This is a genomic window from Mycobacterium sp. 1165178.9 (assembly GCF_001673555.1).
In the GTDB taxonomy this organism is placed as follows: domain Bacteria; phylum Actinomycetota; class Actinomycetes; order Mycobacteriales; family Mycobacteriaceae; genus Mycobacterium.
Window position 1 is genome coordinate 1 of sequence record NZ_LZMB01000148.1, and the last position, 13,929, is coordinate 13,929.

General features: G+C 67.6%; 10 protein-coding genes and 1 pseudogene. 7 read left to right on the plus strand and 4 right to left on the minus strand.

The window, feature by feature from the left end; genetic code table 11:
• From A5652_RS07230 to A5652_RS07255, 6 genes are all read left to right on the plus strand, one after another.
• Positions 1–1,078: FAD-dependent oxidoreductase (locus tag A5652_RS07230; protein ID WP_067348431.1), on the plus strand; the 1,078-nt coding region annotated here is incomplete at its 5' end.
• Between the two features lie 101 nt (positions 1,079–1,179).
• The gene (locus A5652_RS07235) at positions 1,180–2,460 is read left to right on the plus strand and encodes an APC family permease (protein ID WP_067348434.1); all 1,281 of its coding nucleotides are present in this window, start codon (positions 1,180–1,182) and stop codon (positions 2,458–2,460) included.
• A gap of 93 nt (positions 2,461–2,553) precedes the next feature.
• Complete coding sequence (locus A5652_RS07240) at positions 2,554–3,051, plus strand: flavin reductase family protein (protein ID WP_067348437.1); 498 nt, start codon at positions 2,554–2,556, stop codon at positions 3,049–3,051.
• 3 nt (positions 3,052–3,054) lie between these two features.
• A complete protein-coding gene (locus A5652_RS07245; protein ID WP_067348440.1) occupies positions 3,055–3,771 on the plus strand; it encodes a pyrimidine reductase family protein in 717 nt (238 codons plus the stop codon).
• Between the two features lie 178 nt (positions 3,772–3,949).
• Positions 3,950–4,291, plus strand: coding sequence for a hypothetical protein (locus A5652_RS07250; RefSeq protein ID WP_067348443.1), 342 nt, complete (start codon positions 3,950–3,952; stop codon positions 4,289–4,291).
• Positions 4,292–4,465: 174 nt separating this feature from the next.
• Complete coding sequence (locus tag A5652_RS07255) at positions 4,466–6,259, plus strand: serine/threonine protein kinase PknE (protein WP_067348457.1); 1,794 nt, start codon at positions 4,466–4,468, stop codon at positions 6,257–6,259.
• An 8-nt stretch (positions 6,260–6,267) separates the two neighbouring features.
• Here the strand turns inward: A5652_RS07255 and A5652_RS07260 are convergent, their stop codons facing one another.
• From A5652_RS07260 to A5652_RS29015, 4 genes and pseudogenes are all read right to left on the minus strand, one after another.
• A complete protein-coding gene (locus A5652_RS07260; RefSeq protein WP_067348445.1) occupies positions 6,268–7,752 on the minus strand; it encodes an MFS transporter in 1,485 nt (494 codons plus the stop codon).
• Between the two features lie 92 nt (positions 7,753–7,844).
• On the minus strand, positions 7,845–9,641 hold the full coding sequence (gene ngg, locus A5652_RS07265) for an N-acetylglutaminylglutamine synthetase (protein WP_067348448.1): 1,797 nt from the start codon (positions 9,639–9,641) through the stop codon (positions 7,845–7,847).
• On the minus strand, positions 9,638–11,443 hold the full coding sequence (locus A5652_RS07270; RefSeq protein ID WP_067348451.1) for an N-acetylglutaminylglutamine amidotransferase: 1,806 nt from the start codon (positions 11,441–11,443) through the stop codon (positions 9,638–9,640). The genes ngg and A5652_RS07270 overlap by 4 nt, the downstream gene beginning before the upstream one ends.
• A 320-nt stretch (positions 11,444–11,763) precedes the next feature.
• Positions 11,764–13,758, minus strand: a pseudogene (locus A5652_RS29015) (AMP-binding protein); the annotation flags it as partial.
• A gap of 13 nt (positions 13,759–13,771) precedes the next feature.
• Between A5652_RS29015 and A5652_RS29110 the strand changes: the two are divergent.
• Positions 13,772–13,929 (plus strand): AMP-binding protein (locus A5652_RS29110; protein ID WP_369805761.1); only part of this gene is annotated, 158 nt, incomplete at its 3' end.

A 13,929-nucleotide genomic window follows, 5' to 3' on the forward strand; every position in this document is an offset into this window, starting at 1 on the left:
CCTCGCGGCGATCCGGCTGTCCCGGCATGCCGATGTCGTCGGCATCTCGGCCAAACCCGCGCTGGTGAGCGGCCAGGAGCTCGGGGTCCGGCTGTCGCGCCCGCACGACTGGGCCCGCGACTACTGGATCCCGTTCGACCGGTTCCGCCGCCTCGACGGCGTTCGCACCGTCCAGGCCACGCTGACCGGGGTGGACCTGGCCGCGAACACCGTATTCGGCCGAACCGAGGACGGCGCGGCCCTCACCGAGGCGTACGACGCGCTGATCATCTCGACCGGAGTCAGCAACGGATTTTGGCGCCAGCCGACGTTGCAGTCGGCCGACGACATCGGCGCGGGACTGCGCTCCGCGCACGACCGGCTGGCCGCTGCCGCATCGGTGGTCGTGGTGGGTGGTGGTGCGGCGGCGGTCAGCAGCGCCCTCAACATGGCAACCAAGTGGCCGGACAAGCGGATCGACCTGTACTTCCCCGGCGAGTCCGCGCTCGAGGGGCATCATCCACGGATATGGCAGCGCATCCGCGACCGACTGACTCGGCTCGGCGTCGGCGTGCATCCCGAACACCGCGCGGTGGTGGCCGACGGGTTCGCGGGCGACGAACTCACCAGCGAGCCGGTCCACTGGAGCACCGGGCAACCCCCGGCCGACGCCGACGCGGTGCTGTGGGCGATCGGGCGGGTGCGGCCCAACACCGGCTGGCTGCCGGCGGAACTGCTCGACGAGCGTGGGTTCGTGCGCGTCACCCCGGAGCTGCGCGTCCCCGGCCACCAGGGTGTGTTCGCGGTCGGCGACGTCGCGGCGACCGATCCCTTGCGCAGCTCCGCCCGTAACCGCGGCGATGTCCTGGTGGCGCGCAACGTCCTCGCCGACTTCGCCGGCCGGCCGCTACGAACCTACCGGGCGCCGACGCGGCGGTGGGGTTCGCTGGTGGGCATACAACCCAACGGGCTGGAGGTCTTCCTGCCCACCGGTCATGCTTTCCGCTTCCCGTCCTGGTCGGTCGAGCGTGTGGTGATGCCGTGGATCGTGCGCTGGGGCATGTATCGCGGGGTCCGCCATAACGACCCGCTGGGTTAAGGATTGAGCAGATGCCATGCCGAATCTTCACCGGCCCCAGCTCGCGAGGTTGTGAGGTACCCAATCATTCCGCAATCGATCGTCGTTCCGAAAGCACCCCGATGACTGCCCCGGCGGACCACGGCGAATTACGCCGCAGTCTCGGGGTTTTCGACGCGGTGGCGATCGGGCTGGGGTCGATGATCGGTGCCGGAATTTTCGCGGCGCTGGGACCCGCGGCGCGCGCCGCCGGCTCGGGACTCCTGCTGGGCCTGGCGTTGGCCGCGGTGGTGGCCTACTGCAACGCCACCTCCTCCGCGCGGCTGGCGGCGCGCCACCCCGCGTCGGGCGGCACCTATGTCTATGGCCGTAAACAGTTGGGAGACTTGTGGGGGTACCTGGCGGGGTGGGGCTTTGTCGTCGGCAAGACCGCGTCGTGCGCGGCGATGGCCTTGACGGTCGGCCTCTATGTCTGGCCGGCGCACGCGCACGCGGTGGCCGTCGCGGCGGTCATCGCGCTGACCGCGGTGAACTACGCCGGTGTGCAGAAGTCGGCCTGGCTGACCCGCGTCATCGTCGCCGCGGTGCTCGCCGTGCTGGCCGCGGTGTGCGTCGCCGCGTTCGCCTCCCCGGCCGCGCACGCCGACCGATTCGATTTGACCGGCGCCACCACAGGTGGCGTTATTCAGGCGGCGGGTCTGCTGTTCTTCGCGTTCGCCGGCTATGCGCGCATCGCGACGCTGGGCGAGGAGGTGCGCGACCCCGCCCGCACGATTCCACGGGCGATACCGCTGGCGCTCACCCTCACCCTGGCCGTGTACACGCTGGTCGCCGTGGCCACGCTCGCGGTGCTGGGGCCGGACCGCCTCGCCCAGACCGCGGCCCCGCTGGTCGAAACGGCCCGCGCCAGCGGCACTGCCTGGCTGGTCCCGGTGGTCCGGGCAGGGGCGGTCGTCGCGGCGATGGGCTCCCTGCTCGCGCTGATTCTCGGCGTCTCACGCACCACCTTGGCGATGGCCCGGGACCACCATCTCCCCCATGGGCTGGCCGCCGTGCACCCACGGTTCCGGGTGCCCCACCGCGCGGAGCTGCTGATCGGGGTCGTTGTGGCGATGTTGGCCGCCACCACGGATCTCCGCGACGTCATCGGTTTTTCGTCGTTCGCGGTGCTGATCTACTACGCCGTCGCCAACGCCTCCGCATTCACCCTCGGACCCGATGAGGGTCGCCCGCACCGCGCCATTCCGGTGATCGGGTTGCTCGGCTGCGTGGTGCTGGCTTTCGCGATGCCACTGTCGTCCGTACTTTCCGGTGTGGCGGTTCTGGGCATCGGTCTCACCGCTTATCTGATTCGCCGCTTCATCGCCCCGATGCGGTTGCGCCGCAATCGAAATCGCATCTGACGCCGACGATTACCGCCCGAGCTAGGTCGAACTGCCGCCGGGCAAATTGCAACAACACGATTCCGCGGGGGCCGCATGGGGAAGACTGACCGGATGTCCGACCCGGGAACCGACGCGTTCGAAAAGCTGGTGGCGCTGCTGAACTATCCGATGTTCGTCGTCACCACGCAGGCCGACGGCACCCCGGCCGGTTGCCTGGTGGGTTTCGCCAGTCAGACCAGCATCCATCCGCCCCGATTCCTGGTCGGCCTGTCCCGGCGCAACCACACCTTCCGCGTTGCCCGTGATGCCTCCCACCTGGCCGTGCACGTGTTCGGCCACGAGAACCTGGACGTGGTGGAGCTCTTCGGCAGCCAGACCAGCGACAAGGTCGACAAGTTCGACCAGTGTTCCTGGCATCGCGGTCCCGAAGAGATGCCCATCCTCGACGACGCCGCCGCCTGGTTCGTCGGCCAGATCCTGGAGCGCTTCTCGCTCGGGGACCACGTCGGGCACCTGCTCGCACCGGTGGGCGGCAGTCCACCACAGGAACTCGAGGCCTGGGTGTCGTTCGGCGACGTGCACGAGCTGCAACCCGGCCACGAGGCCTAGGGCGTGAGCGAGTCGCCCAGGATCAGCGCCGTTCCCAGCATTATCGAACTCGCGCCGTTCTACGCCGATCCCCCGGATGGCGTGCGAGCCAACATGATCTTCAGCGCCGACGGCGCCGCCGCGTTCGGTGGTCGCGCGGGTCCGCTGTCGTGCCCCACCGATCAACGCCTCTTGAAAACCCTACGCGGCCTGGCCGACGTCGTGCTGGTCGGCGCCGGCACCGCTCGCGCCGAGGACTACGGCCCGGTAAAGCTCAGCGACGCGGCCCGCGCCAGACGGCACCACGAAGGACGAGCCGAACCACCCCCGATTGCCGTGGTGAGCCGCAGCGGTGAACTGCCGGCCCGGCTGTTCAGCAACCCGGACCAGCCGCCGATCCTGGTGACCTGCGCGAGCACCGTCGCACGGCACGACCTCGACGCAGACCGCCAACACATCATGGTCGCCGGCGACGAATCGGTGGACGTCTCCCGCGCGGTCGCGATACTGCGTGAGCAGGGCATGCATCGCATCCTGTGCGAGGGCGGGCCGACGTTGCTGGACGGGTTGGTGGAAGCCGACGCCGTCACAGAGATCTGCGTGACGCTCGCCCCCAAACTCGCTGCGAGCCAGCCGGTGGGCCACCGGCTGCACCCGGCACGACTACCCGCCCCGGTCACCATGAGCCTCGAGCACGCGCTGTTCTGCGAGGGCTATCTGTATCTGAAGTATCGCCGCTGAGCCCCGCCAGGCTCACCGGAACACACGTGCGCAACAGCGCTCGACATGCAGCGGACGACGCCTCTTCCTATGATGAAAATGCCCGCTTTGAAACCTGATCGGATCGCTTCGCGCGACCGTCCCCGCAATTGATCGACGTCCGCATCCTCGATGCACACAGAATAGGATCACCGACCAGGTGAGCAGTTCAGCCGACGACCATGATTACCGTACTCTGGCGGTGAACCGACTGCGCCCCAGTGAGATTCACTGGGCACTGAATCACGACGCGGTGCACGGAATCGCCTACGCGTTCAAAAACCCCGTCGCCGTCGCGGACTCCCTCGAGGATCCCGACGACGACCGACAGACCTACCTGGTGCGGGTCAAGCGCGACGACCTGGCCAACGCGCTGGAAAAGATCAACGAATGGATCTTCGACAATCCCGGGCCGGCCGGGATGCAGGCGTATGGATTCGTCCGGGCGCTGTCCCGAGAAGGGCTCACCGAACGCGCCACGGGCGATGACGACAACCGCTGATTCCGCACCGCCGAATTAGCTGGCTTTCGTAATTCGGCGTGCCCCGCGGTCAGCGAAACCTTAGCCTTATGCCTGCATGCCGCCGCATACGCGGATGCGGCGCAGTTGCCGGCCGGGTGCGCGGTGGCGCCGGCGGCCGGTTGCGGCGCACGGCTGGCGGGTGAGGAGTGTTCGATGGGTGACGCGACCGCCGATTCGCGGGAGGGTACGCAATTCGGGCCGTACCGGCTGCGGCGGTTGGTCGGTCGCGGCGGCATGGGCGACGTCTATGAGGCCGAGGACACGGTCCGCGAGCGGATCGTGGCTCTGAAGCTGATGTCGCGCACCCTGTCCAACGATCCGGTGTTCCGCTCGCGAATGCAGCGCGAGGCCCGCACCGCCGGACGGCTGCATGAACCGCACGTCGTGCCGATCCACGACTTCGGCGAGATCGACGGCCAGCTTTACGTGGACATGCGGCTGATCGACGGCAAGGACCTGGCCAGCATGCTGAAGCGCTACGGGCCGCTATCCCCGCCACGCGCGATAGCGATTGTCCGCCAGATCGGTTCGGCGCTGGATGCCGCCCACGCGGCGGGGACCTTGCATCGGGACGTGAAGCCGGAAAACATTCTGGTGAGCGCCGACGACTTCGCCTACCTTGTCGATTTCGGCATCGCCAGCGCCACCTCCGACGAAAAACTCACGCAAATCGGCACCACCGTGGGCACCGCCAAATACATGGCCCCGGAGCGGTTCGGTGACTCCGAGATAACGCACAAGGCCGACATCTACGCTCTGACCTGCGTGCTGTACGAGTGCCTGACCGGCTCGCCGCCCTACACGGGCGACCAGCTCAGCGTGATGGGCGCACACATGCACCAGCCGATCCCGCGACCGAGCGCGGCGCGGCCCAGCATCCCGGCCGCCTTCGATCCGGTGATCGCCCGCGGCATGGCCAAGGATGCCGCGGACCGCTTCCTCACCTGCGGTGACCTGTCGGCGGCCGCTTATGCCGCGCTGGCCGCACCCGACCGGGATCGGGCCACCGACATTCTGGAGCGCAGCCAAATGGCAACGCCACCGGCCGCTCTCGCCGGTCCGCCGGCCGGCGGCTTTTCGCCCGGGACGCCCGCCCCGGCGTCGCAACCGCTCCGCTGGCCGGCGCCGTCGGCCGCCGGGCAGCCCGTGGCTTCCGGCGCACCGGGGCTGCAGCCGACGGGCTGGGGCGGCCCGCCGGTTTGGACGAATGCCGCCGCGCCCCCGCCCTGGGGGCAACCGCCGCGGACCAGCCGCAAGCCCTGGCTGTGGGTCGGTGTCACCGCCACCATCACGCTGCTGCTCCTCGGGGTGGTCCTCGGCGTCGTTCGCCCGTGGGAATCGAAGTCCGGGCCGGCGCCGGTCCCGCCTCCACCACCGGCGGACGCCGTCGCCCTGCGGATCCTCGATGATGGTGTGTTCGTGGGCAGTTCGGCGGCGCAGACCACGATCGACATCTTCAACGAACCGATCTGCCCGCCGTGTGGCAGCTTCATCAGATCCAACGCCGCCGACATCGACACCGCGGTGACCAACAAGAAGCTCGCCGTGCGCTATCACCTGCTCAACTTCCTCGACGAAAAGTCGCACAGCCAGGACTACTCGACGCGCGCGGTGGCGGCGAGCTACTGCGTCGCGGCGCAGAGCGACCCCAAGCTCTATGCCGACTTTTATTCGGGCTTGTTCGCCAGCAACTTTCAGCCGCAGGAGGGCGCCGCCGAAGACCGCACCGATGGCGAGCTCGCACAATTGGCCAAGACGGTCGGCGCCGACGCCAGCGTCGTCGCCTGCATCAAGTCCGGCGATGACATCGGCACGGCCAAGACCAAAGCGTCGAACGGCTACTCGACCATGTCGGCAGACAACGCCAACGCCACACCGTTCGTGTGGGATGGGAGCACGGCGGTGAACTATCAGAATCCGTCCTGGCTGACCAAGCTCACCGGATAGCAACCGAGCTAGTCGGTGACCGGCTCCGAGTCTTCTTGGCGTTCAGCGTCTTCCACGGTCAACGGCAGCGCAAGCTCCTCCAGCGGGCGCTGCTCGGCGGCGATGCCGAGCCACAGTTCGACCAGGCCGGCCGCGGCCATCACCACCGCGCCGATGAGGAATGACCAGACAACCTCGCTGCGCATGCCCGAATTGATCAGCTGACCGAACAGCAGCGGCCCGGTGATACCGCCGATCGCCGTGCCCATCGCGTAGAAGAACGCGATCGCCAGCGCCCTGGTCTCCATCGGGAAGATCTCGCTGACCGTCAGGTACGCCGCGCTGGCGCCCGCCGACGCCAGGAAGAACGCGACGATCAGCAGGCCGATGAAGGCCCAGACACCCCCGGCCCGGGTCAGAAAGACCAGCGCCAGCGCCACCACCGCCACCGCGGAGCCGATGTAGGTCAGCGTGATCATCGGCTTGCGGCCGACGGTGTCGAACAGGTGCCCGAGCACCAGCGGCCCGGCGAAGTTGCTCAGGGCCCACAGCACGAAGAACACGGGCACCATGCCCGACGGCACGGCGTAGAACTGGCTGAGCAACGTGCCGAGGTTGAACGTGACCCCGTTGTAGAGGAACGCCTGCCCGATGAACAGTGCCAATCCGAGGATCGCGCGCCGCGGATACAGCTTGAACGCCACGGCGGCGATCTCCCGGAACGAAATCGCCGTGCGCTGACGGATTCGCAGCGCCTTGCCCTGCGGTTCGGGCAGCGGTTCGCCGGTTTCGTCCTGAACCGCCGCTTCGATGTCGCCGACGATCTGTTCCGCCTCGTCATCGCGGCCGTGGATGAACAGCCAGCGCGGGCTCTCCGGGACATTGCGCCGCACGAGCAGCACGAAAATGCCGAGGATGGCGCCGATGCCGAAGGCGAGCCGCCAGCCGATGTTGGGCGGGAAGTTCGACGTGTTCAGCAGGATCAGCGCGCCACCCGCGCCGGCGGCCGAACCCAGCCAGTAGGTTCCGTTGATGATCAGGTCGACGCGACCGCGCACTCGCGCCGGAATCAGCTCGTCGATGGCCGAATTGATGGCGGCGTATTCGCCGCCGATGCCGGAGCCGGTGAAGAAACGGGTCAGGAAGAAATACCAGGGGGCGAAGGCGAACGCGGTGGCGACCGTGGCCACCAAGTAGATGGCGAGGGTGATGATGAACAGGTTTCGCCGGCCGAAGCGGTCGGTCAGATGGCCGAAGAACAGCGCCCCCGAGCACGCCCCGGCGATGTAGATCGCGGCAGCCATTCCGATCTGCGCCGCGTTCAGCGCGATGCCGCTGCCCGGCTCCATGAGCCGGGCCGACACGTTGCCGACCATGGTGACCTCGAGCCCATCGAGCACCCACACGCCGCCAAGGCCCACGACGACGCGCCAGTGAAACCGCGACCACGGGAGCCGGTCCAGCCGCGCGGGCACATGCGTCGAGATGGTTTTGGTTTGCGCGCTGGCACTCATGCAGTCTCCTTCTGGTGTGACAGAGGATTTACCCACCAAAGCCGCTCGTTAGCCCTCAGCGGGGTATCGCGCCTGCGCCGCGCTCGGCGGCGTCAGCCACGCTCGAAGCGGGACTCCTCGGGAGTCCAGGCCTGCGGCTGGCCGGGGTGGCCGGGGAAGAGGAAGTCGATGAAGGCCGCGGCCGTTGGCTGGGGCTCGTGGTTGGCCAGCCCCGGGCGCTCATTGGCCTCGATGAAGGCGTACTCGGCGCCCGTGACGTCGGGCACCAACAGGTCGATGCCGGTCACCGGGATGCCGATCGCTTCGGCCGCCTTCACGGCGACGCGGCACAGTTCGCTGTTCACGTGCGCGGTGACGTCGTGGATGGTGCCGCCCTGGTGCAGGTTGGCGGTGCGGCGAACCCGCAGCCGAGTCCCCTGCGGCAGCACGTCGTCCAGCTTCCAGCCGGCTTCGGCAATCGTCGACTCCGTGAGGTCGTCGAGCGGGATGCGCGACTCACCGCCGGTGGCCGCCGAGCGCCGCCGACTTTCGGCGGCGATCAGGTCCCGCACGCTGTGCTCGCCCGTGCCGATGATCTCCGGGGGCATCCGTAGCGCGGCGGCGACGACACGGCCGTCGATCACCACGAGGCGAAGGTCGTCGCCTGTCACCCGCTGCTCGATCAGCACGTCCGGGTATTGCTGGCGGGCCCGCGCCAGCGCCGAGCTGAGGTCGTCGGGCCCGTCGTCCGGGACGACCCCGACGGTGATGCCCTTCCCCTGCTCGCCGCGCGTCGGTTTGACGACGACCTCGCCGACCTCCTTGAGGAAGGCGAAATCGCTCTCGTCGAAGGTGGCCAGTCGCGCGCGAGGCACGGTGATGCCCGCCTCGGCGACCAGGCGCCGCGTCAGCCGCTTGTCGTCGCAGCGGCACATGGCCACCGCGGAGGTGTACTCGGACAGCGATTCACGCGTGAGGACGCTGCGGCCGCCGTGGGTCAGGCGCATCTCGCCGGTCTCGGCGTCGAGCACCTCGACCCAGATCCCGCGGCGCAGGGCTTCGTCGGCGATGATCCGGGCGTACGGATTGAGGTCGTCGATGGTCTCCGGCGGCGGACTGAACAGCGGCTCGTTGATCGCATTCTTGCGCTTGATCGCCAGCACCGGGACGCGACGGAAACCCAGCTTCTCGTATAGGCCGATGGCGGCGGCATTGTCGTGTGCGACCGACAGATCCATGTAGCCCCGGCCCTCGCTCCGGAAGTGCTCGGCCAGCGCCTTGGTGAGGGCGCCCCCGACGCCGGGGAGCGCCGCGGCCGGATCCACCGCCAGGGTCCACAGGCTTGACCCCGCTTCCGGGTCGTTGAACAGCAACTCGTGGTCGACGCCGGTGACGGTGCCGACCACCGCGCCGTCCTCGTCACGCACCGCGAGCAGATACGTCACCGCGGGCACGTGCTGATGGTTGTGCCAGATCACGTCGACGCCGGCCGGCACCATGCCGCAGCGCACGTACACGCGGTTCATGGCGTCGGCATCGATCGGGTCGTTGAGGGTGCGCACCGTCATGCCCAGCGGCGCGGGCGCAAGGCTTTTCGTCTCACGGGTGAAACGCAACCGGTAGGTGTGGCTGGGATCGATGAACAGCTCGGTGGGCGCCTCGGCGACCACGACGTGGGATTCGCGGGCGTAGATGCAGATGTCGCGGCGCCCGGGCTCCTCGCGGCGCAGCGCTTCGACCAGTTCCTGCGAATTGGCGAAAGTCTGCCCGAATATCAGTCGGCCCCAACCCAATTCAAGCTCGACGTCCTTGGCCATCGCGTCGACCAGCTCGGGGGGCGACGCGTCGTGCAGGCCGAGCGTGATCGCCTCGGTGTGGTCGTGGCCGCCGGACGGATCGGCCATGGTCATGCGACCGGGCCGGTGACACCATGGCGCTGCAACCACAGCTCGAGCAAAGCGATCTGCCAGAGCTCGTTACCGCGCAGCGGGGTCAGCTTGCCGTTGGGGTTGGCCAGCAGTGCGTCGACCGCGTCGGTGTTGAACAGGCCGCGTTCCTTGGCGGTGGGCGCGTAGAGAGCGTCGCGAACCATTTCGAGGTAGGGCCCTTCGAGGTGGGTCAGCGCCGGCACTGGGAAGTAACCCTTGGGGCGATCGATCACCTCCGACGGAATCACCCGTCGCGCAGCCTGTTTCAGGACGCCCTTGCCTTCGTGGGCGATCTTGAGTTCCGGCGGGCAAGTCGCGGCCAGCTCGACCAATTCGTGGTCGAGGAACGGCACGCGGCCCTCCAACCCCCACGCCATCGTCATGTTGTCGACCCGCTTCACCGGGTCGTCGATCAACATCACCGTCGTGTCGAGCCGCAGCGCGCGATCGATACCGGTTTCGGCACCGGCCTGTGCGAAATGCTCTGTGACGAACCGCAGGCTCGGGTCGTCGGGCGCAATGATTCCCGCCCCGACCAGCCCTCGCACCGCGGCCGCATCCCGGTCGAAGAAGGCCCCGCGGTATCGGGCGACGGCACCGTCCAGGGTCGCCGCGGCGGCCTCGCCCATCGGCGGATACCAGTGGTAGCCGGCGAACACCTCGTCGGCACCCTGGCCGGACTGAACGACTTTCACGTGCCGCGCCACTTCCTGGCTGAGCAGGTAGAAGGCGACGCAGTCGTGGCTGACCATCGGCTCGCTCATCGCGCCGATGGCCCCGTCGAGCGCGGGAAGCATCCGGTCGCTCCCGATGCGGATCTGGTGGTGGTCGGTCTCGAAGCGCTTGGCCACGATGTCGGAGTATTGGAATTCGTCGCCCTTGACGCCGCCCGCCGACTCGAAGCCGATGGAGAAGGTCGACAACCCGTGCTGACCGGCTTCGGCGAGCAGACCCACGATCAGGCTGGAGTCCACGCCGCCGGACAGCAGACATCCGACCGGCACGTCGGCGACCAGGCGGCGCTTCACCGCCAGCCGCAGGGTGGACAGCACGGCGTCTTCCCAGTCGCGCTCCGACCAGTCCGCGCGGTCCTGGTGACGGGTGAAGTCGGGCGCCCAGTAGGTGGTGACGGTGCGCTTGCCGTCGGGTTCGAGGGCGACCAGCGAGGCCGGGGGCACCTTGCTTACCCCGCGCAGGATAGTGTTCGGCGCAGGCACCACCGAATGGAAGCTCATGTAGTGGTGCAGGGCGACCTGATCGATGCGCGTGTCCACGCCGCCGCCGGCCAGCAGGGCCGGCAGCGTGGACGCGAATCGGACCCGGTGGTTGTCCTCGGTCAGGTACAGCGGCTTGATGCCGAGCCGGTCCCGCCCGAGCAGCACCCGCCCGCTGTCACGTTCGACGATGGCGAAGGCGAACATGCCGAACAGGTGGCTGACGAAGTCATCGCCCCACCGGTGATAGGCCTTGATCAAGACTTCGGTGTCGCTGTGCGAGAAGAAGCGGTAGCCGTACCCACTGAGCTCTTGCCGCAACTCCTTGTAGTTGTAGATGCAGCCGTTCCACGCCAGGGACAGGCCCAGCTCCGAGTCGACCATCGGCTGGGCACCGGCTTCGGTCAGGTCAATGATTTTGAGGCGACGGTGGCCAAGCGCGACGCGGCCCTGCGACCAGGCGCCGCCGGCATCCGGGCCCCGTGGTGTCAGCACGGCGGCCATCGCTGAGACCGCCGCTACGTCGGGCGCCTGCCCGTCGAGCCGTACCTCCCCGGTGACTCCGCACACGCCTTCGACCCTACCGTTGCCCAAACGGAATCGCCCAGACGGCCGCTGTGACGTGCGTCGGCTCACCGGTTGCTGGCCCACACGTAACAGGTGGTTGTCGGTCTCACCAGGCGGTGAGCGGACCGACGACGCAACCGAACAATCGGGCAGTATCACCCGTCGGCGAGCGGATCGTTGCCCTGACGCGGCGACCGTTGGACATACCCGCTCGAACATGTTGCAGCGGAATGAGATTCACGACGCCGCGCCGACCCCGAGTTGTTTTCATTCTCACGTGATGTTTTGTTTAGCCTCTGCCGGACTGGGTACCGGCTTGGCGATCAACTGGCGCCGCCATCTCGCCGCAAGAGATCGAGGTCGAGCAAGCGCTTGAGTTGCGTGCCGTACCTACCGGTTGATTCGGTCGTCAGCATCTCGTTGTGCGTGCAGTCGACCTCGTACACGCTGATGTCACCCGTGGCGTAGGGTCGCCAACTTTCTAGAAGACGCGTACCGCGATCGCTGTCGTCTTGCGTAGCGGAAAAGACCGTCATACCGCCGTCAAGGATGCCCGGTTGGTGCGCCCGATAGAACGCGAGATTGGTGTTCAGATTTTGAACAAGCAGATTCAGCAGGTCTTTGTGCCGAGAGAGCTCAATTGCTTCGTGTTGGCGGATTAGATCTTCGATTTGCTCGTACGTGAGCGACTCATTCGGTTCGGGCGTTCCTACGCCGTAGAACTCTAAAATTTCTTTCACGATCTGAGCTTCGTCCAAAGCATAGTCGTGCAGTGCCATGCTGCTGTCGATGATCGGCTGAGCGTCGAGAAGGAACAGGTTTGTGACGCCTCCGCGTTGCCGAAGCTCGACGGCGACCTGATGAGCGATCACGCCCCCGTAAGACCAGCCGAGGAGGTTATATGGCCCGTCGGGATGAACGCGTTGGATCCGGTCGGCATAGTTTTCCGCCATCTCTCGAATCGACTGCGGCGCTTGCTCTTCGCGCTGCGGAATCTGCTGAATGCCGATGATCGGGCAGTCCAAGTGATTGCCAAGGACCTGGTACGGCCAACTCACCCCGCCTGCCGGATGAACGCAGAACAGCGGGGTACCGGTGCCGCCCTTCAGATGCTGAACGGGCACTACTTCTTGAGTGGAAGCAGTGTAACTGCGCAGCCGGTGGCTCAAAGTTTGCACCGTGGGGGCCTCAAACAGCGCGGGCACTGCGAGGTCGGCATCCAGGCTGGCGTTGACCGCGGCGATCACGCGCATCGCCGAAATGCTGTCGCCACCGAGGTCGAAGAACGAGTCGTCGACCCCTACGCGCTCGAGTCCGAGGACGTCGGAGTAGATCCTGGCCAGCCTCTCCTCGGTCGGCGTGCTCGGGGCGCGGTACTGGCCAGCGTTGTGTCCGGGTGCCGGCAGGCTGCGGACGTCGACCTTGCCGTTGGGCGTCAACGGCAGCGCATCGAGCGCCACCAGCGTTGGGACCATGTAGCCCGGAAGCCGTTCGGTCAGCGCGACCCGCGCCTCGGCCGGATCGACTGCGCCGGTGACGTACCCCACCAAGCGCTTGTCACCCGGGCGGTCCTCGCGGGCGACCACCACCGCCTGCGCCACCCCGTCAAGCGCGGACAACGCCGCCTGGATCTCAGTCAGTTCGATGCGATACCCGCGGATCTTGACCTGCTCATCGGCACGACCCACATAGTCCAGCTGCCCGTCGGCACGCCACCGCACCAAATCGCCGGTGCGGTACATACGCGTGCCGGGCGCCCCGAATGGGCAGGCCACAAAGCGCGAGGAGGTCAAGTCTGGCCTGCTCACGTAACCGCACGCCACTCCCGAACCGGCCACATACAACTCACCGACGACTCCGGGCGGCACCGAACGCAACCAGCCATCGAGCACAAACAACGCCGCACCCCGGACGGGCGCTCCGATGGGCGGTGTACCCGATCCGGCCACCAGTGGCGCGGTCATCGCCGCATACACTGTGGTCTCGGTCGGACCGTAGGCGTTGACCATCACGCGGCCCGGCGCCCACTGGTCCACCAGCTCGGCCGGGCACGGCTCACCACCGACCAGTAACGCCGTCGACTCCAAGCTCTCGGGGAAGAGTGCCCCCACCGCCGACGGCGTTTGGGTCAACACATTTATTCGCTGCGCCGACAGCAAGGCGTGGAAGTCGTCCGGCGAGGCCGCCACCTCTTCGGGCACCACCACCAGCCGCTCTCCGTGCAGCAGCGCGCCCCAGATCTCCCACACCGAGAAGTCGAAGGCGTAGGAGTGGCATTGCGTCCACACTTGTCCCGGGGGGAGGCCGGCGCCCGATGACATCGCGCACATCATCTACACGTCGGGCACGACGGGTGCGCCGAAGGGGGTGGCGATCACGCACCGGAACGTGGCCCAACTGCTCGACTCACTCGGCGCCGGCCTCCCCCCGGGACAAGTGTGGACGCAATGCCACTCCTACGCCTTCGACTTCTCGGTGTGGGAGATCTG